At 55.7% G+C, this 23,201-nt stretch carries 25 protein-coding genes and 1 other RNA gene; 10 read left to right on the forward strand and 16 right to left on the reverse strand.

The genetic code is table 11. From position 1 onward, the window contains the following. Positions 1–183: 183 nt before the first annotated feature. Entirely contained in the window at positions 184–1,755 is a 1,572-nt protein-coding gene (garD, locus tag ACR809_RS02910) for a galactarate dehydratase (protein WP_002917960.1), read from the reverse strand. Between the two features lie 392 nt (positions 1,756–2,147). Between garD and ACR809_RS02915 the strand changes: the two genes are divergently transcribed. The 5 genes from ACR809_RS02915 to rnpB all read left to right on the forward strand — a co-directional run bounded on the left by ACR809_RS02915 (position 2,148) and on the right by rnpB (position 6,818). Next, on the forward strand, positions 2,148–3,479 hold the full coding sequence (locus ACR809_RS02915; protein ID WP_023280593.1) for an MFS transporter: 1,332 nt from the start codon (positions 2,148–2,150) through the stop codon (positions 3,477–3,479). A 26-nt stretch (positions 3,480–3,505) separates the two neighbouring features. Beyond that, positions 3,506–4,276, forward strand: coding sequence for a 2-dehydro-3-deoxyglucarate aldolase (gene garL, locus ACR809_RS02920; protein ID WP_002917954.1), 771 nt, complete (start codon positions 3,506–3,508; stop codon positions 4,274–4,276). Between the two features lie 26 nt (positions 4,277–4,302). Beyond that, positions 4,303–5,193 carry a 2-hydroxy-3-oxopropionate reductase gene (gene garR, locus ACR809_RS02925; protein WP_002917952.1) on the forward strand — a complete coding sequence of 297 codons (891 nt, stop codon included), beginning with the start codon at positions 4,303–4,305 and terminating at the stop codon, positions 5,191–5,193. A 64-nt stretch (positions 5,194–5,257) separates the two neighbouring features. Beyond that, positions 5,258–6,403: a glycerate 2-kinase gene (gene garK / locus ACR809_RS02930; protein WP_004149910.1), complete on the forward strand. Its 1,146-nt coding sequence runs from the start codon at positions 5,258–5,260 to the stop codon at positions 6,401–6,403. Positions 6,404–6,435: 32 nt separating this feature from the next. Then, positions 6,436–6,818, forward strand: an RNA gene (gene rnpB / locus ACR809_RS02935) — RNase P RNA component class A. Positions 6,819–7,046: 228 nt separating this feature from the next. Here the strand turns inward: rnpB and ACR809_RS02940 are convergent. Then, the gene (locus tag ACR809_RS02940) at positions 7,047–7,511 is read right to left on the reverse strand and encodes an OB-fold putative lipoprotein (protein ID WP_004150939.1); all 465 of its coding nucleotides are present in this window, start codon (positions 7,509–7,511) and stop codon (positions 7,047–7,049) included. 307 nt (positions 7,512–7,818) lie between these two features. Here ACR809_RS02940 and ACR809_RS02945 point away from each other — a divergent pair, with 307 nt between their 5' ends. After that, entirely contained in the window at positions 7,819–8,229 is a 411-nt protein-coding gene (locus ACR809_RS02945; RefSeq protein WP_004149907.1) for a Spy/CpxP family protein refolding chaperone, read from the forward strand. Positions 8,230–8,302: 73 nt separating this feature from the next. Here the strand turns inward: ACR809_RS02945 and ACR809_RS02950 are convergent, their stop codons facing one another. Continuing rightward, a complete protein-coding gene (locus ACR809_RS02950) occupies positions 8,303–8,470 on the reverse strand; it encodes a hypothetical protein (protein WP_002917926.1) in 168 nt (55 codons plus the stop codon). 24 nt (positions 8,471–8,494) lie between these two features. Further along, a complete protein-coding gene (locus tag ACR809_RS02955) occupies positions 8,495–9,196 on the reverse strand; it encodes a pirin family protein (RefSeq protein WP_002917925.1) in 702 nt (233 codons plus the stop codon). Positions 9,197–9,300: 104 nt separating this feature from the next. Here ACR809_RS02955 and ACR809_RS02960 point away from each other — a divergent pair, with 104 nt between their 5' ends. Next, positions 9,301–10,197, forward strand: a complete 897-nt coding sequence (locus ACR809_RS02960) for a LysR family transcriptional regulator (protein ID WP_004144865.1) — start codon at positions 9,301–9,303, stop codon at positions 10,195–10,197. A 41-nt stretch (positions 10,198–10,238) separates the two neighbouring features. Here the strand turns inward: ACR809_RS02960 and ACR809_RS02965 are convergent, their stop codons facing one another. The 11 genes from ACR809_RS02965 to ACR809_RS03015 all read right to left on the reverse strand — a co-directional run bounded on the left by ACR809_RS02965 (position 10,239) and on the right by ACR809_RS03015 (position 17,696). Further along, positions 10,239–10,607 (reverse strand): DUF805 domain-containing protein, encoded by a 369-nt coding sequence (locus ACR809_RS02965; protein ID WP_002917923.1) that lies wholly within the window; start codon positions 10,605–10,607, stop codon positions 10,239–10,241. 126 nt (positions 10,608–10,733) lie between these two features. Next, a complete protein-coding gene (locus ACR809_RS02970) occupies positions 10,734–11,720 on the reverse strand; it encodes a glutathione S-transferase family protein (protein WP_023280590.1) in 987 nt (328 codons plus the stop codon). An 80-nt stretch (positions 11,721–11,800) separates the two neighbouring features. After that, a complete protein-coding gene (locus ACR809_RS02975) occupies positions 11,801–12,193 on the reverse strand; it encodes a DoxX family protein (protein WP_002917920.1) in 393 nt (130 codons plus the stop codon). A 345-nt stretch (positions 12,194–12,538) separates the two neighbouring features. After that, positions 12,539–12,835, reverse strand: a complete 297-nt coding sequence (locus ACR809_RS02980; RefSeq protein WP_004144862.1) for a YqjK-like family protein — start codon at positions 12,833–12,835, stop codon at positions 12,539–12,541. Continuing rightward, entirely contained in the window at positions 12,832–13,230 is a 399-nt protein-coding gene (locus ACR809_RS02985; RefSeq protein WP_002917917.1) for a phage holin family protein, read from the reverse strand. Before ACR809_RS02985 ends, ACR809_RS02980 begins: the two co-directional genes overlap by 4 nt. Before the next feature lie 2 nt (positions 13,231–13,232). Beyond that, entirely contained in the window at positions 13,233–13,538 is a 306-nt protein-coding gene (locus ACR809_RS02990) for a DUF883 family protein (protein WP_002917916.1), read from the reverse strand. Between the two features lie 45 nt (positions 13,539–13,583). Further along, positions 13,584–13,952, reverse strand: a complete 369-nt coding sequence (locus ACR809_RS02995; RefSeq protein ID WP_004144860.1) for a DUF1090 domain-containing protein — start codon at positions 13,950–13,952, stop codon at positions 13,584–13,586. Between the two features lie 149 nt (positions 13,953–14,101). Then, positions 14,102–14,479 (reverse strand): EnvZ/OmpR regulon moderator MzrA, encoded by a 378-nt coding sequence (mzrA, locus tag ACR809_RS03000; RefSeq protein WP_004218213.1) that lies wholly within the window; start codon positions 14,477–14,479, stop codon positions 14,102–14,104. 8 nt (positions 14,480–14,487) lie between these two features. Beyond that, positions 14,488–15,150 (reverse strand): DedA family general envelope maintenance protein YqjA, encoded by a 663-nt coding sequence (gene yqjA / locus ACR809_RS03005; protein WP_002917909.1) that lies wholly within the window; start codon positions 15,148–15,150, stop codon positions 14,488–14,490. Positions 15,151–15,490: 340 nt separating this feature from the next. Further along, positions 15,491–16,267, reverse strand: a complete 777-nt coding sequence (gene exuR, locus ACR809_RS03010; RefSeq protein WP_002917907.1) for a transcriptional regulator ExuR — start codon at positions 16,265–16,267, stop codon at positions 15,491–15,493. A 127-nt stretch (positions 16,268–16,394) separates the two neighbouring features. After that, positions 16,395–17,696 (reverse strand): MFS transporter, encoded by a 1,302-nt coding sequence (locus ACR809_RS03015; protein WP_002917905.1) that lies wholly within the window; start codon positions 17,694–17,696, stop codon positions 16,395–16,397. A 480-nt stretch (positions 17,697–18,176) separates the two neighbouring features. Here ACR809_RS03015 and uxaC point away from each other — a divergent pair, with 480 nt between their 5' ends. The 3 genes from uxaC (at position 18,177) to ACR809_RS03030 (ending at position 21,779) form a co-directional block, all read left to right on the forward strand. After that, complete coding sequence (gene uxaC, locus ACR809_RS03020; protein WP_002917899.1) at positions 18,177–19,589, forward strand: glucuronate isomerase; 1,413 nt, start codon at positions 18,177–18,179, stop codon at positions 19,587–19,589. A gap of 18 nt (positions 19,590–19,607) precedes the next feature. After that, positions 19,608–21,095 carry a UxaA family hydrolase gene (locus ACR809_RS03025; RefSeq protein ID WP_002917898.1) on the forward strand — a complete coding sequence of 496 codons (1,488 nt, stop codon included), beginning with the start codon at positions 19,608–19,610 and terminating at the stop codon, positions 21,093–21,095. Between the two features lie 129 nt (positions 21,096–21,224). Then, the gene (locus tag ACR809_RS03030; RefSeq protein ID WP_002917897.1) at positions 21,225–21,779 is read left to right on the forward strand and encodes a YgjV family protein; all 555 of its coding nucleotides are present in this window, start codon (positions 21,225–21,227) and stop codon (positions 21,777–21,779) included. Between the two features lie 15 nt (positions 21,780–21,794). Here ACR809_RS03030 and sstT read toward each other — a convergent pair whose 3' ends face one another. After that, positions 21,795–23,042, reverse strand: a complete 1,248-nt coding sequence (gene sstT / locus ACR809_RS03035; protein WP_002917895.1) for a serine/threonine transporter SstT — start codon at positions 23,040–23,042, stop codon at positions 21,795–21,797. Between the last annotated feature and the right edge of the window lie 159 nt (positions 23,043–23,201).

A 23,201-nucleotide genomic window follows, 5' to 3' on the forward strand; every position in this document is an offset into this window, starting at 1 on the left:
AAGCCTGGCAAGCAGCCCTTCAGATAGTGAAGAGCTGCTTGAGCGTCCTCCCACATGTCGGAAGAAATGTCGGAAAAAATGTCGGAAGAAAAGGGCAGAACCGCTTTTCTTGCCGCCCAGCATCCCTAACCAACAAGCCCGGATAGATCCGGGCTAAAAGTGGTTAAATCCTTACGCTCTCGATCAGGTTACCGGCGCCGGGTTAAATACCGCCAGCTGGTTGTGCAGGCCCCATTGATCGGAGAAGGTTTTTTTGCGTCCGCTGGCGACGTCGAGAATAAATTCGAACAGCTTCCGCCCGACATCCTCAATCGTCTCTTCGCCAGTGGCGATGGTCCCGGCGTTAATGTCCATTAAGTCATACCAGCGGTTGGCCAGCTCGGTACGGGTCGCCATTTTTATCACCGGTACCGCCATCAGTCCGTACGGCGTACCGCGACCGGTGGTGAATACCTGCACCGTGATGCCAGAGGCTACCTGCTGGGTGCCGCAGACAAAATCGCTGGCGGGGGTTGCGGCGTAAATGAGGCCGCGTTTGGTCGGACGCTGCCCCGGAGAGAGCACCTCAACGATGGCGCTTTTCCCTGATTTGGCAATCGACCCCAGCGCTTTTTCCACCACGTTGGCCAGACCGCCTTTCTTGTTGCCGGGGGAGGGGTTGGCGCTGCGGTCGGTTTTGCCCATATCAAGATAGTTATCGTACCAGGCCATCTCTTCCAGCAGACGTTTACCGACCTCTTCGTTAATCGCCCGCGGCGTCAACAGATGAATGGCGTCGCGTACTTCGGTCACTTCTGAGAACATCACCGTCGCGCCGCAGCGCACCAGCAGGTCGGACGCGTAACCTACCGCCGGGTTGGCGGTCACGCCTGAAAAGGCGTCGCTGCCGCCGCACTGCATCCCGACCACCAGCTCAGAGGCCGGGCAGGTTTCCCGCTGGCGCTGGTTCAGTTTCGCCAGGTGGCGCTCGGCGACCTGCAGGATGTCATCGACCATCGATTTAAAACCAACATGCTTTTCATCCTGCAGGCTGACGATGCTGGCGCTGTCCACCGGGATACTTTTGACGTCTTCCGTGCCCTGCAGCAGGCGTTCCGGCTGCAGCTTCTCACAGCCGAGGCCAATGACCATCACCTCGCCGCCGAAGTTTGGGTTGAGGGCGATATTATGAATGGTGCGAATCGGCACTACCGCCGCCGGCGCATTAATCGCCACGCCGCAGCCATAGAGATGATTCAGGCCCACCACGCCATCGACGTTGGGATAGTTTGGCAGCAGGTCGCGTTCAATGATTTTCACCACGTAATCGACCACGCCAGCGACGCAGTGCACGCTGGTGGTAATACCCAGCAGATTCTTGGTACCCACGCTGCCGTCAGCATTGCGGTAGCCTTCGAAGGTGTAACCTTCCAGCGGCGGTAGCGGTTCAGGCACTTTAGTGGCCAGCGGCAGGGTATTCAGCGGCGGGGCGGTGGGCAGCTCCACCAGCGACTCGTCAATCCAGCTTCCCTGCGGGATATCGCGTACGGCATAGCCAATGACTTCGCCGTAGCGGATGATTTCACCATGGGCGGGGATATCCACCAGGGCAACTTTGTGACCCTGCGGGATATGCTCGACGAGCGTCAGGCCGTCCGGGAAACGCGTTCCGGCGGTTAAGCCGCGATCGTTGACAATAATCGCCACATTATCTGTCGGGTCAACTTTAATATAAAACGCGGTCGGCGATTGTTGTCGAATTGCAATGTCAGCCATTGTCCAGTCATCTCCAAACAGGTGCTAATAATAAAATAAAACGCTAATTCATTTGCTACGTATCAGTATGATGGAATAAAGGATGTCAGCTGAGTTGATTTTAAAATGTGATCGGCATCACTCCTTTTTATGACGCTAACCTCTGCAGGGCAGGCAATCGTAAGAAGTGTGGATTAGCGCCCATGACTTATGGCATAAGCACAATTATGGCTTTAAATAATAACTTTATATTGTGGGTATGCATAGTGTCTGGCGGGGGCGTGCTGATTATACTGAGTCATGTTTTTGAGGTGATCGATATGCGAATAGACAGTTTCAATATCGTCTTTTAAATAAATCAGAAACCACTTAAAACAATTATAAAAGGTGTTCTGTGCCCGAGGAATGTCTAAATGATTTTGGATTCTACATTAGATGAAAAAAAAGGAATACCGACCCGCTATTTAATTCTGTTGATTATATTTGTGGTGACGGCAGTGAACTATGGCGACCGCGCGACCTTGTCTATCGCCGGTACTGAAGTCGCGAAAGAGCTGGGGCTCAGCGCGGTGTCGATGGGATACATTTTTTCCGCCTTCGGCTGGGCTTATCTGCTGATGCAGATCCCTGGCGGCTGGCTGCTGGATAAATTTGGCTCGAAAAAGGTTTATTCATACAGTCTGTTTTTCTGGTCACTGTTTACCTTCCTGCAAGGCTTTATTGATGTGTTCCCGCTCGCCTGGGCCGGGGTCTCCATGTTCTTTATGCGTTTTATGCTGGGCTTTTCCGAAGCGCCCTCGTTTCCCGCCAACGCCCGCATTGTGGCGGCCTGGTTTCCGGCCAAAGAGCGGGGTACGGCTTCAGCTATCTTTAATGCCGCTCAGTACTTCTCGCTGGCTCTGTTCTCGCCGCTGCTCGGCTGGCTGACCTTCGCGCTGGGCTGGGAACATGTCTTTACCGTGATGGGGATAATAGGGTTTGTGCTCACCATCATCTGGGTGAAGTTTGTGCATAACCCCACCGATCATCCGCGAATGTCCGCCGCGGAGCTGAAATATATCTCAGAAGGCGGCGCAGTGGTCGATATGGACCATAAAAAAGAGGCCACCCCGGCGGCCGGGCCGAAGATGGACTATATCCGCCAGTTGCTAACTAACCGAATGATGTTAGGCGTATTTTTCGGTCAGTATTTCCTGAATACCATTACATGGTTCTTCCTGACGTGGTTTCCGATCTACCTCGTGCAGGACAAGGGAATGTCGATTCTGAAAGTGGGGTTTGTGGCTTCGATTCCGGCGCTGTTTGGCTTTGCTGGCGGCGTACTGGGCGGGCTGTTTTCGGATTATCTGATTGGCCGCGGCTGCACGCTGACTTTTGCGCGTAAGCTGCCCATTGTGCTGGGAATGCTGCTGGCGTCGTCCATCATCCTGTGTAACTACACGGCCAGCACGCCGCTGGTCATTACGCTGATGGCGCTGGCGTTCTTTGGCAAAGGCTTTGGCGCGCTGGGCTGGCCGGTTATCTCGGATGTCGCGCCGAAGGAGATTGTTGGCCTGTGCGGCGGGGTATTCAACGTCTTTGGCAATGTGGCCTCGATCGCCACGCCGCTGGTTATTGGCTATATCGTGAGCGAACTGCACTCATTTAATGGCGCACTGATTTTTGTTGGCGGCTCCGCGCTGATGATGATGGTCTGCTACCTGTTTGTGGTTGGCGATATCAAACGTATGGAATTGCAGAAGTAAGCAACGATTAACGCAAGGTAAAAATCATGGATAACGCAATTTTTCCGAACAAATTTAAGGCCGCGCTGGCGGCGCATCAGGTGCAGATTGGCTGCTGGTGCGCTTTGGCTAACCCGATTAGCACCGAGGTGCTGGGTCTGGCGGGGTTCGACTGGCTGGTGCTGGACGCGGAACACGCGCCAAACGACGTCACCACGCTCATTCCGCAGCTGATGGCCCTGAAAGGTAGCTCCAGCGCGCAGGTAGTCCGTGTGCCGACCAATGAACCCATCATCATCAAGCGCATGCTGGACATCGGCTTCTATAACTTCCTGGTGCCGTTTGTCGAGACGGCTGAACAGGCGGCGCAGGCGGTGGCTTCGACCCGTTATCCGCCGGAAGGGATCCGCGGGGTCTCCGTTTCCCACCGCGGCAATATGTTTGGCACCGTGCCGGACTACTTCGCCCAGTCCAACAAGAACATTTCCATTCTGGTGCAGATTGAGAGCCAGACCGGAGTGGACAACGTCGAGGCGATTGCCGCGACCGAGGGCGTGGACGGTGTGTTTGTCGGCCCGAGCGACCTGGCCGCCGCCTTAGGCCATTTGGGCAATGCCGCCCATCCTGAGGTGCAGCGCGCTATCCAACATATCTTCGCCAGCGCGAAGAAGCACGGTAAGCCAAGCGGCATTCTGGCGCCAGTGGAAGCCGATGCGCGCCGCTATCTGGAATGGGGCGCGACCTTCGTCGCCGTTGGCAGCGATCTGGGCGTCTTCCGTTCTGCAACCCAGAAACTTGCCGACGCGTTTAAAAAATAATCACCAGGATGAAGAGAGAGAACATTATGACAATCAAAGTAGGTTTTATCGGTCTTGGCATTATGGGCAAACCGATGAGCAAAAATTTGCTGAAAGCGGGTTACTCGCTGGTGGTGTCTGACCGTAACCCGGAAGCGATTGCCGACGTGATCGCCGCTGGCGCTGAGACCGCGACGACGCCGAAAGCGATTGCCGAACAGTGCGAGGTGATCATCACCATGCTGCCGAACTCTCCGCATGTTAAAGAGGTGGCGCTGGGTGAAAACGGCATTATTGAAGGGGCGAAACCGGGCACCGTGGTGATCGATATGAGCTCCATTGCGCCGCTGGCGAGTCGGGAAATCAGCGAAGCGCTGAAAGCCAAAGGTATTGATATGCTGGATGCGCCGGTGAGCGGCGGCGAACCGAAAGCCATCGACGGCACGCTGTCGGTCATGGTCGGCGGCGATAAAGCGATCTTCGATAAATACTACGATCTGATGAAAGCGATGGCCGGCTCCGTAGTGCATACCGGCGATATTGGCGCGGGCAACGTCACCAAACTGGCTAACCAGGTGATTGTCGCGCTGAACATCGCGGCGATGTCTGAAGCGCTGACCCTGGCGACTAAAGCCGGCGTCAATCCGGATCTGGTTTATCAGGCTATTCGCGGCGGTCTGGCGGGCAGTACCGTGCTGGATGCGAAAGCCCCGATGGTGATGGACCGTAACTTCAAACCGGGTTTCCGTATCGACCTGCATATTAAAGATCTGGCCAATGCGTTGGATACCTCACACGGCGTGGGCGCCCAACTGCCGCTGACGGCGGCGGTGATGGAGATGATGCAGGCGCTGCGCGCGGACGGTCTCGGCACTGCAGACCATAGCGCGCTGGCGTGCTATTACGAAAAACTGGCGAAAGTGGAAGTCACTCGCTAACAAGAAGGGCGCCCTGCGCGCCCTGTTATGCTTGCCTTGCGCGGCACTGTCAGGCTACAAAATTATGAAAATCGTCATTGCCCCAGACTCTTACAAAGAAAGCCTTTCTGCCAGCGAGGTAGCTCAGGCGATAGAAAAAGGATTTCGGGAAATTTTCCCTGATGCACAGTATGTTTCCCTGCCCGTCGCCGACGGCGGCGAGGGGACGGTGGAAGCCATGATTGCCGCCACCCAGGGAAAGGAACATTTCGCATGGGTAACGGGTCCGCTGGGTGAGAGAGTGAAGGCCTGCTGGGGCATGTCCGGCGACGGCGTCACCGCGTTTATTGAGATGGCGGCAGCCAGCGGTCTGGGGCTCGTTCCGCCCGACAAACGTAACCCGCTCATCACCACTTCACGGGGTACCGGGGAGCTAATATTACAGGCGCTGGAGCATGGTGCGGAACGGATCATTATCGGCATCGGCGGTAGTGCGACCAACGACGGTGGGGCGGGTATGATGCAGGCGCTAGGCGCCCGCCTCTGTGACGCCGAGGGACAGGAGATCGGCCATGGCGGGGGCAGTTTGAGCCGTCTGAGCCGGATCGATCTTTCCGCCATCGATCCGCGCTTACGTGACAGGATGATCCACGTGGCCTGCGATGTTACCAATCCGCTGGTGGGCGAGCGTGGGGCGTCGCGGATCTTTGGCCCACAGAAAGGGGCGACCGAGGCGATGATCGTCGAGCTGGATCGTAATCTGGCGCATTATGCCGACGTCATTAAGACGTCGCTGCAGGTGGACGTGAAGTCGATCCCTGGCGCGGGAGCGGCCGGCGGCATGGGTGCGGCGCTGATGGCCTTTCTCAATGCGGAGCTGCGCAGCGGGATTGAGATCGTTACCGAGGCGCTGAAGCTGGAAGAACAAATCCATGACTGCTCACTGGTGGTCACCGGGGAAGGGCGGCTCGATAGCCAGTCTGTTCACGGTAAGGTGCCGGTGGGGGTGGCCCGGGTGGCGAAGAAATACCGTAAGCCGGTGATCGGTATTGCTGGCAGCCTGACTCACGATGTCGGCGTGGTTCACCAGCACGGTATCGATGCCGTATTCAGCGTGTTAACTTCCGTTTCGACGCTGGAAGAGGCATTTCGCGGGGCGTTTGATAATATTTACCGCGCGTCGCGTAATATTGCTGCCACCCTGCAGGTTGGGATGACCACTGAGGGATGACAACGGGCGGTAAACCCTCTATACTGCGCGCCGAAGCTGACCAGACAGTCGCCGCTTCGTCGTCGTCCTCCTTCGGGGGGAGACGGGCGGAGGGGAGGAAAGTCCGGGCTCCATAGGGCAAGGTGCCAGGTAACGCCTGGGGGGTGTCACAGCCCACGACCAGTGCAACAGAGAGTAAACCGCCGATGGCCCGCGCAAGCGGGATCAGGTAAGGGTGAAAGGGTGCGGTAAGAGCGCACCGCGCGGCTGGTAACAGTCCGCGGCACGGTAAACTCCACCCGGAGCAAGGCCAAATAGGGGTTCATAAGGTACGGCCCGTACTGAACCCGGGTAGGCTGCTTGAGCCAGTGAGCGATTGCTGGCCTAGATGAATGACTGTCCACGACAGAACCCGGCTTATCGGTCAGTTTCACCTTTTACGCAAAAACCCCGCTCCGGCGGGGTTTTTGCTATTCGAATAGCGGAGAAAGGATGAATGACTGTCCACGACGCTATACCAAAAGAACGCGGCTTATCGGTCAGTTTCACCTTTTTATGTCAAAACCCCGCTTCGGCGGGGTTTTTGCTATCTGAACCCGTGACGCGGATGAATAACTGTCCACGACGCTATACCAAAAGAAGGCGGCTTCTCGGTCAGCTACCGTTATTTTACCACCTTAGGATTCTGTAGCGTCGGGATCGTGGAATCTTGCACCTGATGAACCTGGCCGACGATCGTAGCGACGCTGCCGTTGCTTAAAGCCTCTACGTCTGCGCTGTTATGCGAGCCAAAATTAAAGGTAAGACGTTTATCCGTTTTATTCTGTTCATCTCGCATGGTCACGATAAAATAGTAGCTGCCGGCGATACCGCTCTTCCGACGAATGTCGACAATCACCCCGCGTACCTTGACCCATTTACCCAGATAATCGCTGCTGGCCTTCGCCGGGTTGAGAGTAAACGGCTGCAGGAACTGAGCCACTGAATACGTCTGCATCGAAGCGACGGCGTCATCTCCGGGTTGAAATAATTTGTCTCCCGCGGAATAAAAGGCTTTAGAAGCCAGGCCGCAGCCGCTTAACAGCGAGATGACAAAAACCAGCGGTAATACGCGAAAACGTAATAACATCTCAATCTCCTTATCTATTTTTAAATGATATCCTTGATGCGCTGGATAACGTAATATGCGCTAATTAAATTAAAGGAAAAGTCACCACTGTCAAATATTTTGCTTGCTGTTGAAATTAAAATAAAACCTGGTGATGTTAGGGCGTCAACTATATAAGTTAAAACGGTATTCATATTTTATATGTTTTAGTGAGGTATATTAGTGCTGTGGATATATATAATGTTTGGCTATCATTTTTTACATTTATTCACTGCGCCCTGTAAAATAATAATCCGCTATTTCTGCCACCTTTACTTCAGGAAAAAAAATGAAATTGATAACCCGTATTGCCTTTGCCACGCTGTTGACCACCGGTTTCTCTATCACGGCTCAGGCCGCAGACGTTAAGGCGGCGCCAGCACCGGCGCAGGATCCTATTGTTCAGCACTTAAAACTTACCAACGATCAGGTTGCGAAAATTAAAAGCCTGCATCAGCAGTTGGAGAGTAATGTCCAGCAGATTTCCCAACAGGAAATTAAAGACGGGGCTCTGATAAACGTGATTGATTCCGGTAAATGGGATGAAAAAGCGGTCAACGATCAGCTGGCGGCCTTCAGCAAGATTGATCAGCAGGTGCGTTATTACCGCGTGAAGTACTATTTTGAGGTGAATAAGGTACTGACGCCGGAGCAGCGCACGCAGGTGAAAAAAGATCTTGCCGACGCGCTGAGTGAATAATGCCATCGGCCCCTCGCGGGGCCGATATCTTCTTCAGGCCATTAATGAAAATCAACCCAGCCATTTTGCCGTTTCAGGCGAGACTTTCTTCATCCCGCAGGCGGATCTCCGCTTCAGCAACAATGGCTTCCAGTTCGCTAAGCATCTCATCATAACCAAAGCTGGCGGCCCCGGCGACTTGCGGTTGCACCGGGGCTAACGGCGTTGGTGACGCCTTTTTTCTGTTTTTCTTCTTACTCACTGACAGACTCCATCACTTCCGTTGTTACACCGGTAAATCTATCAGCAAAGCGCGCAGCGGCGTATCGGCGACGAGGGTAATGTTAGCTTCGTCACGAATAAATGCGCCGTCACCGCAGGTGAGAGCCTGCTTTTGCTGTTCCTGTGCGACGGCATGGACGGAGCCGTGAATCGACTGCAGGTAGGCGCGTGGACCATGTAATTGCACGTTGATCTGCTCACCTTTCTCCAGCGCGATATGGTAGACCCAGGCCTGTTGGCGAAGCTGGAGGCTGTTATCCCCGCCCTCCGGAGAGGCCAGCAGCTGCAGCGTCGCGTCTGCGACATTGATTTTCTGCTGCAGCGGGTTTTCCCGCTGCGGGCAGGCATCAAGCCAAAGTTGCATTCGCGTTAACGACTGCTCTTTACTCAGATTATGCTCGCTATAGCTCACGCCAGGCTGGGTGGCGATCAGCAGCGCTTCACCGGCTTTGGCCTGCACGTGGTTGCCGTCGCTGTCGCGATACTCCGCTTCGCCTTCCAGAATCAGGTTCAGGATATCGACTTTTGGGTACGTTCTGGCCTGGAAGGAAGCGCCGGGCGCCAGCACTTCCTGGTTGAGGACGCGCAAGGATGCGAAGCCCAGTAATTTCGGGTCGAAGTAGTGGCCAAAGGAGAAGGTGTAGCGGGCCTGCAGCCAGCCGAAGTCTGCTTGTCCGCATTGTTTGGCTGTTCGGGTAGTAATCATGTTCTTGACCTCTCTTTACACTAAATCAATGGTAAAGGTATGGACGCTGTATTGTTAGCCAGATATTCTGCCCGGTATGTTCAAATTTCCTGAATGAGAAAGCGATGGCCAAAGAGAGAGCATTAACGCTGGAAGCGTTACGCGTGATGGATGCGATCGACCGGCGCGGAAGCTTCGCTGCCGCGGCTGATGAGCTGGGACGCGTGCCTTCCGCCCTGAGCTACACCATGCAAAAACTGGAGGAGGAACTGGACGTGGTGCTGTTTGACCGCTCAGGTCATCGCACGAAGTTCACTAACGTTGGAAGAATGCTGCTGGAGCGCGGGCGCGTGCTGCTTGAAGCGGCGGATAAACTCACCACCGATGCTGAAGCCCTGTCGCGCGGTTGGGAAACCCACCTGACGATCGTTACCGAAGCGCTGGTGCCCACTCCGGATCTGTTTCCGCTGATTGAGAAACTGGCGACTAAATCAAACACCCAGCTGTCGATTATCACTGAGGTGCTGGCCGGCGCCTGGGAGCGGCTGGAGCAGGGGCGGGCGGATATCGTTGTCGCACCGGATATGCATTTTCGTTCCTCTTCGGAGATTAACTCGCGCAAACTCTATTCGGTGCTCAGCGTGTACGTCGCGGCGCCGGATCACCCGATCCATCAGGAGCCGGAGCCGCTCTCTGAGGTTACCCGCGTGAAATACCGCGGCGTCGCGGTGGCGGATACCGCGCGCGAGCGGCCCGTCCTCACCGTTCAACTGCTGGATAAACAGCCGCGTTTAACGGTGAGTACGATAGAAGATAAACGTCAGGCGCTACTGGCCGGACTGGGCGTGGCGACTATGCCCTATCCGCTGGTGGAGAAGGATATTGCCGAAGGTCGCCTGCGGGTCGTCAGCCCGGAATACACCAATGAAATTGACATTATCATGGCCTGGCGACGGGACAGTATGGGCGAAGCGAAGTCCTGGTGTCTGCGTGAGATCCCCAAGCTGTTTGCCGGCAGATAGTGATGAAGACGCTCCTCCCGCTAGCGGGAGGAGCAGGAAGATTAGTAGGAAAAGGGTTTCGGATCGGGCCCGAAGCGATTATTGCCTTCGGTGCCGCGCTGGCAGTTAAAGATCAGGATCACCAGCCAGCCGATGACCGGGATCAACAGCAGCAATAGCCACCAGGCCGAACGATCGGTGTCATGCAGACGGCGAAATTGCACCGCCCACCACGGTAAAAAGACCAGTACGCCATAGATAGTGGTCAGAATGCCTTCGCCGCCAGCCCGCTGCCAGCCCAGCATTTTATCGATGATGCTCAATACGCCGGTCAGGATGAGGTTGACCAGAATAAACATCCAGTACTCTTTGCGCCGCGCACGGCCGCCAAATCCTATATAGTTTTTTAATACCTTGAGATACCAGTCCATTTCTACGCCTCAATTAACCGTCAATCACTTGTTTTTTAAGCGATCGCAATAAGAATAGACGTGAATGAATGGTGGGTAAATATCTGTTTTCTGAATTATTGGGCGCCATCACTGGCGCCCGACAGATCAACGGAAGCGCTGATCGCGACCGTGCGGTTCGTTGAGATCCTGCTGCGGCCCAATGGAAATAATACCGGTAGGGTTAATGGTTTTATGGCTGCGGTAATAGTGGTGACGGATATGCGGAAAACTCACCGTCTCGGCGATACCCGGCATCTGGTAGATGTCGCGCAGGAAACCGTACAGATTGAGGTAATCGCTGATGCGCCGTTTATCGCATTTAAAATGGGTCACATATACCGGGTCGAAGCGTACCAGCGTTGTCCACAGGCGAATGTCGGCTTCCGTTAGCTGATTGCCCGTCAGATAGCGATGCTGGCCGAGGATCTGCTCCAGCCGCTCCAGCGAGGTAAAGACCGCATCCACCGCTTCGTCGTAAGCTTGCTGGCTGGTGGCAAAGCCGGCTTTATACACGCCGTTGTTGACGTTGTCATAGATCCAGCCGTTCAGCTCATCGATTTGTTCCCGCAGCGCTGGCGGGTAGTAATCCCCGGCCCGGGCGCCAAGGCTATCGAAGGCGGTATTGAACATGCGGATGATTTCTGCCGACTCATTGCTGACGATGGTCTGCTGTTTTTTATCCCACAGCACCGGCACGGTCACGCGTCCGGTGTAGTGCGGGTCGGCGTGCAGATACAGCTGATAGAGAAAGTCATGCTGGTAGAGGGTATCGCCGGTGGCTTCCGGGAAGCTATCGTCAAAGGTCCAGCCGTTTTCCAGCATCAGCGGATTGACCACGGATACGGGGAGAAAAGGCTCCAGACCTTTTAATTTACGCATAATTAACGTGCGATGCGCCCACGGGCAGGCGAGAGAAACATACAAATGATAGCGATCCTTTTCCGCTGCAAAACCGCCTTCACCGCTGGGGCCAGCCGCGCCGTCGGCGGTCAGCCAGTTACGGAAGGCGGAAACGGAACGTTTAAAACGCCCACCGGTGGATTTTGTGTCATACCAGGTATCCTGCCAGACGCCGTCGACTAATTGTCCCATCTTTGCTCCTCCTTCAGACTACAGATAGCAAAAGCGAGGAGTGGTCTCCTCGCTTTTTTCATTCATTCAGTATAGTGCGCTTACCATTTCTTATTCAGTACACGGTCAATACTGAAGGCGCCCGGTCCGGTAATGGCCAGCAGCAGGTAACCGCCCGCAATGGTCAGGTTCTTCATGAACATCAGGGAGTTCACGCCTTCCGCAAAGTTGCTATGGAACAGGAACGCGGTCAGCAGCGTAAAGCCCGCAGTGAACAGCGCGGTGGTCCGGGTCAGGAAACCGAACAGAATCGCCAGACCGCCGCCGAACTCAAGGAGGATGGTCAGCGGCAGCAGCGCGCCCGGGACGCCCATGGCTTCCATATACTGCTGGGTTCCCGCATAACCGGTGATTTTGCCCCATCCTGCAGTGATAAACAGAATCGGCATCAGAATACGCGCTACCAATACACCAACATCTTCTAATTTTTTCATTTGTTACTCCAGAAAACCCAAAGGGCGGCGGTTTTGTTTTTTAGTGCAATCCCGCGTAGTTACGCGGTGTTGCTGTCGATGGAGAGGATAGTAGCGAGGCGGAGAGGGAATTGTTAGCAAGGAAAACTGTAGATCTATTTCAAAGTTTCTGAGCAATCAGTACGCGGAGGCGAAAGTGTACCGAACGCGATGGGCCACCACCGGTCCTGGTATGGCGTGAGGTAAAGGGCGTCGTAGAGAAGGGCGCGCTACGGAAAAGGCGCATGTTGCTGCGAACAGCGTGCAATAAGGGACAGGGAAATGGCAGAGCGTGGGCGCCAGGGAAAGCGCCCACGCTCAGGGCCGCTAGCGAACTGCCGACTGGCGCAGGATCCCGCGCACCAGGCGCCAGGTGCTCCACAGTCCGAGTCCGCGTTTGGTCCAGCGCATTAAAAAATGCGGATGTCGTACGGACCATACGGCCATCAGACCGCTGCCAACCATCAGCCACGAACGTAAACTCAGCAGCGTATGCCAGCCGCGGTCGAGGGGCGCAGTCGCCTCGTGCCAGTGACGGCGGCAGGCGCTGAGCTCCAGCCGTTGCTGCTGGATCTGGCGCAGCAGCTGCGCCTTTTGCCGTTCACGCTCCTGTCGGCCATTCACGATTTATCCTCCTCCAGAAGGGCACGGTCGTTCTCCAGCTCTTTACGCGTTAGACGCAGCAGCGTGGAGCGGCGCGCCTTACGTAGGGTTAGGATACCCACGATCGCGGCGGCGAGGAGCAGCACAACGGTGGTGGCGATCATCACGTGCAGGCGGTACTGAGCGTCAACGGCCCAGATAACCAGCACCAGCAGACTCATGAGGCCAAACGCGGCAAACAGCAGCGTCAGTCCGGTCATGATCAGTAGCTGGAAGAGGTTGGCTTTCTCCTCCTCCAGCTCCACGACGACCAGACGCAGCCGCGTTTCCACCATTTCGACCAGCAGCGTGACGATGCGCTGACCAATGGAGAAAACGCGCTGACCCGGTCCCTGCGTGTGTTGAGTATTCGCCATAATCAGCGACGCGACAGCAGGACACCCAGCACCAGCCCGACGGCGGCGCCAATTCCTACCCCAGTCCACGGATTTTCGCGAACATAATCATCCGCTCGCGCGGCGGTCTCACGAGTTTGACGAAGAATCGCTTCGCTGGTTTCACCCAAACGAGCGCGGCTCTCTTTCAGCGCGCTCTCGGCTTTACTGCGCAGTTTACCCATCTCTTCTTTCGACTTGTCCGCCGAGGAATTTAGTACTTCCTCCAGGGTATCCGCCAGCGTTTTCAGTTCTGCACGAAGGTCGTCAGTCACATTCTCTTTAGCCATGTCGTTCTCCTGTAGCGTGGTCCGTGTTGCGAAAGTTAATGGTGATTAGTAATCCCGAGACTCCAGCGTTTTTAACTCCTGTTGCGCTTCATTGAGTTTATGCTGGCGTTTGTTAATTTTGTCCGCATCGCCTTTCTTCCGGGCTTCCTGCAGATCGCGCTGACGTTCAGCGATCTCTTCCCGCTGTTTGGCAATTTTTTGCTGATGATCGGCTTTGAGTTTACTGTCGCTACAGTTTTCCCGAACCTGACGTAGCGCGGTATTTAGCCCATCAATGCGACTTTGATTATGATGCTTTTCGGCGTAGCTGATCTCTCGTTGAATATCCTGCTCTTTTTCCTGGCAGGGAGAGGCGGCTAGGGCGCTGGCGCTAAGTGAAGTCAGGACCAGAAGCAGAGCGATGCGGTGTTTCATGGATAGTACCTTCCATTGTCTGAGGGGATACCCGGAGGATATACCCGTTCCCGTTGGTGAACGTGAATGCGTTGATTCCCGCAGGTTTAAGCATAGTAACAAATGCGGGAAACCACCAGACTGGGTTAAAAACGCAGTCTGGCGGCAGCTTACCCGAGGCGATGCGGCGCGTCGCGCAGGCGGGATAGCCAGGCGGTGGGCGAGTTATCGTCCTCCAGCAGGGCAATAATATAACCATGTGGCAGAGCGCGGCCGAGAACTTCTTTCGCCGCCGCGCCCTGGGCGGTGGAATCGAACTTAATCAGCAGGCCATCCTTCTGTGGCGTGATGCTTTTAAAGCGGATGCCGTTGGCATCGAGATGATGCCAGACGGAGAAACCGTCCGGCATTCCGATACCCTGGCCAACCGGGCGTATCGCCAGCGTGGCCTCCTGCTGCTGCACCGCCAGCCAAAGCCAGAACAGGGCGCCGAGCAGAAGAGAACCACCCAGCAGCCAGCTGAACTGGCGCAGGGAAGGGCGTTTCATGACCATCATTAGCCCCGGCTTCTGTATTTTTTCTTCCACAGCACCACCAGCGAGCCGATCAGTCCGAAGACCAACAGGGCAACCGGCAGGAGCATCAGGCAGGACATCAGCTGATCTTCATACTTGAGGAATACCGGGGTTTTACCCAGCAGATAGCCAAGCGAGGTCAGGATGAGCACCCACAGCAGGCCGCTCATCCAGTTGAAAAACTGAAAACGGGCGTTATTAAGGCCGGAAAGCCCGGCGATGGTGGGCAGCAGCGTGCGTACGAAGGCGATAAAGCGGCCGATCAGCAGCGCGGAGAGCCCATGCTTATGAAACAAGTGATGCGCACGCTGGTGATAGTGCGAAGGCAGGTGTGACAGCCAGTTTTGCACGATCCGCGTATTACCCAGCCAACGCCCCTGAATATAGCTTAGCCAGCAGCCGAGGCTGGCGGCGGCGGTGAGCAGCAGCAAAGTTTCCGGAAAACCCATCGCCCCTTTGGCGATCAGCACGCCCACGAGCACGAGCAGACTATCCCCCGGTAAAAACGCGGCAGGCAATAACCCGTTCTCAAGGAACAAAATCATAAACAAGACAAAATACAGCATGCCTATCATGGAGGGATTCGCGAGCGTTTCGTAATCCTGAGCCCACAAGGCATTCAATAACTGGGTAAATAGTTCCATTCACGATTCCTGGTACATCGGTTAACGGCACGTCTGAGCGCGCGGCATATAGGGCGACAAGATTTTTATGAGATTATGGTCGCTGCTTAGGCGCTCTGAACGCTTCCCTGTATAAGACTGAAGTAAGTAAATACCTACCCCCAGAACGACAAAATGCATCTAATTGTAACAAATCACCTGACTTTCCGTCAGAGAAATTGCAACGTGTTGCTCGTTGATTTTGCTGATTGCGGAGATGGGAGGCGAGAGGATTTACACAGGCTGACACTATATATGACTTGCTTACTCCAGCCTCACTGTCAGACAGGCGCGCAGGGGGGCGCGCCGGAGGGATAAGGCCTTATTTCGCGCCGTTGACTGCGGTATCGAGATGAACGACTGGGTTTTCGGCAAATAAGTAGCGATCGGCATTAAATTCAAAGTCATCGCTGGTTTCGTTGAACAACATTTGCTTGGTATTTTCCAGATGCTGCCACATCGCCAGCTTGGCGGCGTTGGGATCTTTTCGCAGCAGAGCTTTCAGGATTTGATCGTGGTCGTCGCACCAGTTATCGACCGTACGCAGGTCGATATGCTCATGCAGCTTTTTCCAGTAGGGGTTATGCACGCGCTGGGTCCACATCTTTTCCACGATCGCCGCCAGCGCGCTGTTCTGCGTCGCCAGCGCCACCTGGACATGAAACTGCAGGTCCCACTCGGAGTCGCGGAAACATTTCTCGTTACGCGCTTTCTCCTGAATCTCCATCAGCTTCATGATGTCCTGTTTGGTCACCTGAGTCGCCGCGAATTCGGCAATATTGCTTTCAATTAGCTGCCGCGCCTGCAGCAGTTCAAAGGGGCCATAGTTGGCGAACTCAAGGCTTTCATCGGCCACCTGCTGGTATTTCGGATGGTTGGAGATAACGTGGATACCCGACCCTTTGCGGACTTCGACATACCCTTCCACTTCCAGCATGATAATGGCTTCACGAACCACGGTGCGGCTGACGTTTTTTTCATCGGCGATGAAGCGCTCGGCGGGCAGCTTATCCCCTACAAGGTAGACACCTTGTTCGATGCGCGTCTTCAGCTCAGCGGCAAGCTGCTGATATAGACGGCGTGGTTCAATGATTTCCATATTCGCTCCCGGAAGATGGCGACAATATTCGATTTGTTATACCACTTTTACGCGCTTTCCACCACTGGCAGACATGAAAAAGCCGCCTGAGAAGGCGGCTTGATCGGCGATTACCTTGCCATTCGATCTAACTCTGCGTGACCGGTTTGCGACTGCTAAGCGGCGTCGAGTCATCGTCAGCCGGTTTGTTTTTCAGCACCGTCCAGATAACCAGCGCGCCCAGCAGGTCAAAGACGGCCAGTACCGCAAACAGCGGGCTAAAGCCGATGGTGTCCGCCAGCGCGCCGACGACCAGGGCGAACATGGTGCTCGCCAGCCAGGCGGCCATCCCGGTCAGGCCGTTGGCGGTAGCGACTTCGTTACGGCCAAAGACGTCGGAAGAGAGGGTGATCAGCGCCCCGGACAGCGCCTGGTGAGCGAACCCGCCGATGCACAGCAGGGCAATCGCCACGTACGGGCTGGTGAACAGGCCGATCATCCCCGGGCCAATCATTAGCAGGGCGCCCATGGTGACCACCATTTTACGCGACACGATCAGGTTGACGCCAAACCAGCGCTGGAACAGCGGCGGCAGATATCCGCCGACGATGCAGCCGAGGTCGGCGAACAGCATCGGCATCCAGGCGAACATGGCGATCTCTTTCAGGTTAAAACCGTAAACTTTGAACATGAACAGCGGGATCCAGGCGTTAAAGGTCCCCCAGGCCGGCTCGGCGAGGAAGCGCGGCAGGGCGATACCCCAGAACTGACGGTTGCGCAGGATTTGCCACGGCGACATTTTCTTCGCGTTATTGGTCTGATGCTGAGACTCCTGACCGCCAATGATGTAGTCACGTTCTTCGTCAGATAATTTTTTCTGGTCGCGCGGGTGTTTATAGAAGATAAGCCAGGCGATGGCCCAGGCGAAGCTCAATACCCCGGAGATGATGAACGCCATCTGCCAGCTGTGCATGACAATCGCCCATACCACCAACGGCGGCGCGATCATGGCGCCAATAGAGGAACCCACGTTGAAGTAGCCCACCGCGATAGAGCGCTCTTTTGCCGGGAACCACTCTGAGCTGGCCTTCAGGCCGGCGGGGATCATTGCGGCCTCCGCTGCGCCGACTGCGCCACGGGCCAGCGCCAGTCCACCCCAGCTGCCGGCCAGCGCCGTTGAGCCGCAGAATACCGCCCAGGCGATGGCGAAGAAGGCATAGCCAATTTTGGTCCCCAGAATATCAAGGACATACCCCGCGACGGGCTGCATAACGGTATAGGCAGCGGAATAGGCTGCAATGATATAGGAGTACTGTTGGGTCGAAATGTGTAACTCTTCCATCAGCGTCGGCGCGGCCGCCGCTACGGTGTTACGGGTCAGGTAGCCCAGCACGGTGCCCAGCGTCACCAGCGCGATCATGTACCAACGTAACCCTTTAATTTTACGCATGTAAACCTCATCGTCTGTTATCTTTCCGCATCAGGTGCGGCCTTTACCGAGCGCAATAAGCGGCCGGGAAAGCGAAACGGAGGATTCAGGAGGGTAGTCCCCTCTGGCCTGAACCTTACCATCAGTTGTTATGTTGAAAGTCGGTATCCATTCCGTATAAGCCGATGCCATAAGCACCGGTAATGCATTCCGTCGGTTTATATGTTGCGACGGCAGAAAGATAACTTGTCATACAACTTTAAAAGTTGAGAGCTGTCACAAAAGTGGGAAAGTTAGTGTGGTCTTTATCCCTTGCCTGGAAAGCCAGAGATGGCGCGCTCTGGCGAGGTGTTTTGCTCCAGGGCGGTCATTTTTTTATCGACGTTTATTGATCTAACTCACGAAAAACAGTTCGGTCTGTAGAAATTGGTGTGATAACTTTGTCAGCATTGTAGTCAATCATCTGAAAGGCTCCCGCACTGGAGCGAAGAGGACACGCGAATGACATCGTTTATGACTGAAGATTTTCTACTTGATACCGAGTTTGCCCGCCGTCTGTACCATGATTACGCCAAAGATCAGCCGATTTTCGACTACCACTGCCACCTTCCGCCGCAGCAGGTTGCCGAAAACTATCGCTTTAAAAACCTGTATGACATCTGGCTGAAAGGCGATCACTATAAATGGCGCGCAATGCGCACTAACGGCGTGCCGGAGCGTCTGTGTACCGGTGATGCGTCCGATCGCGAGAAATTTGACGCCTGGGCGGCCACGGTTCCGCACACTATTGGCAACCCGTTATACCACTGGACCCATTTAGAGCTGCGTCGACCTTTTGGTATTACAGGTAAGCTGTTGTCGCCATCCACCGCCGATGAGATCTGGGACCAGTGTAATGATTTGCTGGCTCAGGATGCCTTCTCCGCCCGCGGAATCATGAAGCAGATGAATGTGAAGATGGTCGGTACCACCGACGATCCGATTGATTCTCTTGAGCACCACGCGGCTGTCGCCAAAGACAACTCCTTTGACATCAAAGTGCTGCCGAGCTGGCGCCCGGATAAAGCGTTCAACATCGAGTTGGCGACCTTCAATGATTATATGGCTAAGCTGGGCGAGGTATCCGATACCGATATTCGCCGCTTCGCTGACCTGCAAAGCGCCCTGACCAAACGTCTGGATCATTTTGCCGCACACGGCTGCAAAGTCTCCGATCATGCGCTCGACGTGGTGCTGTTTGCCGAAGCGACCGACGCCGAGCTGGATGACATTCTGGCGCGCCGCCTGGCTGGCGAGACCCTTAGCGAACACGAAGTGGCGCAGTTCAAAACCGCGGTGCTGGTGTTCCTCGGCGCAGAGTATGCCCGTCGCGGCTGGGTCCAGCAGTACCACATTGGCGCCCTGCGTAACAACAACCTCCGTCAGTTCAAACTGTTAGGGCCAGACGTCGGCTTCGACTCGATCAATGATCGTCCGATGGCGGAAGAGCTGTCTAAGCTGCTGAGCAAGCAGAACGAAGAAAACCTGCTGCCGAAAACGATTCTCTACTGCCTGAACCCGCGTGATAACGAAGTGCTGGGCACCATGATCGGTAACTTCCAGGGTGAAGGCATGCCAGGCAAGATGCAGTTCGGCTCCGGCTGGTGGTTCAACGATCAGAAAGACGGTATGGAGCGGCAGATGACCCAGCTGGCGCAGCTCGGGCTGCTGAGCCGCTTCGTCGGGATGTTGACCGACAGTCGCAGCTTCCTCTCCTACACGCGCCACGAATACTTCCGCCGCATTCTGTGCCAGATGATCGGCCGTTGGGTGGCTGCCGGCGAAGCGCCTGCGGATATCGCGCTGCTGGGCGAGATGGTGAAAAACATTTGCTTTAACAATGCGCGTGACTATTTCGCCATTGAACTGAACTAAGGCCAGAGGTCGGTTGATATGCAATACATCAAAATCCATTCGCAGGATAACGTCGCGGTCGCGCTGACGGATATCGCTGCCGGTAGCGTGGTGACGATTGATAATGACTCGGTCACCCTCGGCCAGGATATCGTTCGCGGCCACAAGTTTGCACTGCGCGCTATCGCGAAAGGGGAAAACGTCGTTAAGTACGGGTTGCCGATTGGCCATGCGCTGGCGGATATCGCGCCGGGCGAGCATGTTCATGCGCACAATACGCGCACCAATCTCAGCGACCTTGACGCGTATCGCTATCAACCGGACCTGGTTGCCCAACCGCCACAGCCTGCGGATCGCGAAGTACAGATTTATCGTCGCGCCAACGGTGACGTCGGCGTGCGCAATGAGCTGTGGATCCTGCCGACCGTCGGCTGCGTCAACGCGATGGCCAGACAAATGCAGAACCGTTTCCTGAAAGAGACGTATGGCGCTGAGGATATCGATGGGGTACATCTCTTCAGCCACACCTATGGCTGCTCGCAGCTTGGGGACGACCATATCAACACTCGCACCATGCTGCAAAATATGGTTCGTCACCCGAACGCCGGGGCGGTGCTGGTGGTTGGCCTTGGCTGTGAAAACAACCAAGTGGAGGCCTTTCGCGAGACGCTGGGCGAGTTTGACCCGCAGCGCGTGCACTTTATGGTTTGCCAGCATCAGGACGATGAAGTGGAGGCGGGGGTTGAGCATCTGCATCAGCTGTATGAAGTGATGCGTCAGGATAAACGCCAGCCGGGCAAGCTCAGCGAGCTGAAGTTTGGCCTCGAGTGCGGGGGATCGGACGGCCTGTCGGGCATTACCGCTAATCCGATGCTGGGCCGCTTCTCAGACTATGTGATCGCCAACGGCGGCACTACCGTGCTGACCGAAGTGCCGGAGATGTTCGGCGCTGAACAGTTGTTGATGAGCCACTGCCGCGACGAAGCGACCTTCGACAAGCTGGTGACCATGGTCAATGACTTTAAGCAGTACTTTATTGCTCACGACCAGCCTATTTACGAAAACCCCTCGCCGGGTAATAAGGCCGGAGGGATCACTACCCTCGAAGATAAGTCGCTGGGCTGTACTCAGAAAGCGGGCTCCAGCCAGGTGGTGGATGTTCTGCGCTACGGCGAGCGCCTGAAGGTTCATGGTCTGAATTTACTGAGCGCGCCGGGCAACGACGCGGTCGCCACCAGCGCGCTGGCCGGCGCCGGCTGCCATATGGTGCTGTTCAGCACCGGTCGCGGCACGCCGTACGGCGGCTTTGTGCCAACGGTGAAGATCGCCACCAACAGCGAGCTGGCGGCGAAGAAAAAGCACTGGATCGACTTTGATGCCGGGCAGCTGCTCCACGGCAAAACGATGCCGCAGCTGCTGGAAGAGTTTGTGGATGCCATTGTAGCCTTCGCCAACGGTAAACCGACCTGTAATGAGCAGAATGACTTCCGCGAGCTGGCCATCTTTAAAAGCGGTGTTACCCTGTAAAGGCGTATTTGCGTTGGCGCCCAGAGGCTTGGTTTGTGTATCGGCCTGATAGCGTAGCGCCATCGGGCTCGTAACAGCGGCGTTTCAGCCAGTGAAGCGCCGTTTGTTTTTTTCAGTCAGGGAGCTTACATGACCGCGTATTGGCTGGCCCAGGGGGTCGGCGTCATCGCCTTTCTTATCGGCATTACCACCTTTATCAACCGCGATGAACGCCGTTTCAGGCTGCAGCTGGCGGTCTATAGCGCTATTATCGGCGTTCATTTTTTCCTGATGGGCGCCGGGCCGGCTGGAATGAGCGCCGGGCTCAATGCGCTTCGCACGGTCATTTCCTTACGCACCCGTAGTCTGTGGGTGATGACAGTCTTTATCCTCCTGACGTTGATTCTCGGCCTGGGTAAACTGCAGCATGCCATGGAGCTGCTGCCGATCATTGGCACCGTCGCCAGCACCTGGGCGCTGTTTCGCTGCAAAGGGCTAACCGTCCGCTGCGTGATGTGGTGCTCCACCGCCTGCTGGGTCACGCATAATCTGTGGTTGGGTTCCATTGGCGGGACGCTGATAGAAGGCAGTTTCCTGATCGTCAACGGGCTGAACATCATTCGCTTCCGCCGGATGCAAAAGCGCGGTATCGATCCGTTTAAGGTTGAAAACGCAGTACAGGAAGAGAGCCCCTCCGCCCGATAGCGGAGGGGAAAGGCGTTATCCGCGCAGGGCGTTTTTCGCCAGCTGGTCGTCTTCCGCCATGCAGGCCGCGGCGGTAAACAGGGCGTCGGTGGAGGAGTTCAGCGCGGTTTCGCAGGAGTCCTGCAGCACGCCGATAATAAAGCCAACGGCAACCACTTGCATCGCCACATCGTTCGGGATCCCAAACATATTACAGGCCAGCGGGATCAGCAGCAGCGAACCGCCCGCCACGCCGGAGGCGCCGCAGGCGCACAGCGAAGCGACCACGCTCAGCAGCAGCGCCGTCGGCAGATCCACTGGAATATTCAGCGTATGCACCGCCGCCAGCGTCAGCACGGTGATGGTGATTGCCGCGCCTGCCATATTGATGGTCGCCCCCAGTGGAATAGAGACCGAATAGGTATCGCGATCCAGATTCAGCTTCTCGCACAGCGCCATATTCACTGGAATGTTGGCGGCGGAACTGCGGGTGAAGAACGCGTAAACGCCGCTTTCGCGCAGGCAGGTGAGCACCAGCGGATAGGGGTTGCGGCGGATCTTCCAGAACACCAGCAGCGGGTTAATCACCAGCGCTACCAGCAGCATACAGCCCACCAGCACCAGCAGCAGCTGGGCATAGCCCCACAGGGTCTCGAAACCGGTGGTCGCCAGGGTGGAAGATACCAGGCCGAAGATCCCCAGCGGCGCAAAGCGGATCACCACTTTAACGATAAAGGTCACCGCGTGGGAGACGTCGTTGATCAGGTTTTTGGTGGTGTCGTTACCATGACGCAGGGCGAAGCCAAGCCCCACCGCCCACACCAGAATGCCGATATAGTTGGCGTTCAGCAGAGCGTCGATCGGGTTGGACACCATGCTCATCAGCAGGCCGCGCAGCACCTCAACAATCCCCGACGGCGGCGTGATGCTGTCGGCGGCGGTGGTTAAGTGCAGGGTCGAGGGAAAGAGAAAACTGAACAACACCGCGGTCAGCGCCGCGCTAAAGGTGCCCAGCAGATAGAGAAACAGAATGGGGCGTATACTGGTTTTTTGTCCGTGCTGATGGTTGGCGATCGAGGCCATGACAAGCATCAATACCAGCACCGGCGCTACCGCTTTTAACGCGCCGACGAACAGGGTCCCCAGCAGACCGACGGCGATAGCCGCAGGCTTAGAGACCAGCGCCAACAGTACGCCAAGCACCAGGCCGATTAAAATTTGTTTCACCAGGCTGCCTTGCGCCAGGCGGGAGAGCCACCCTGATGAGGGAGTGCGTGTTGTCATAATTCATTCCTTCCAGTGATGTAGCAAGCCATCCCAGCCACGTATTATTTTTTACGTTTATGTCAGGATGTAAGTAGATGTTTGCATAGTCGAGTATACGGAAAGAAAGACTGGCGGGAAGCGTAAAATACTGTGATTTTAATATGGATCTTATTTTTT

The organism is Klebsiella sp. CD33, from assembly GCF_051992865.1.
GTDB lineage: Bacteria > Pseudomonadota > Gammaproteobacteria > Enterobacterales > Enterobacteriaceae > Klebsiella > Klebsiella pneumoniae.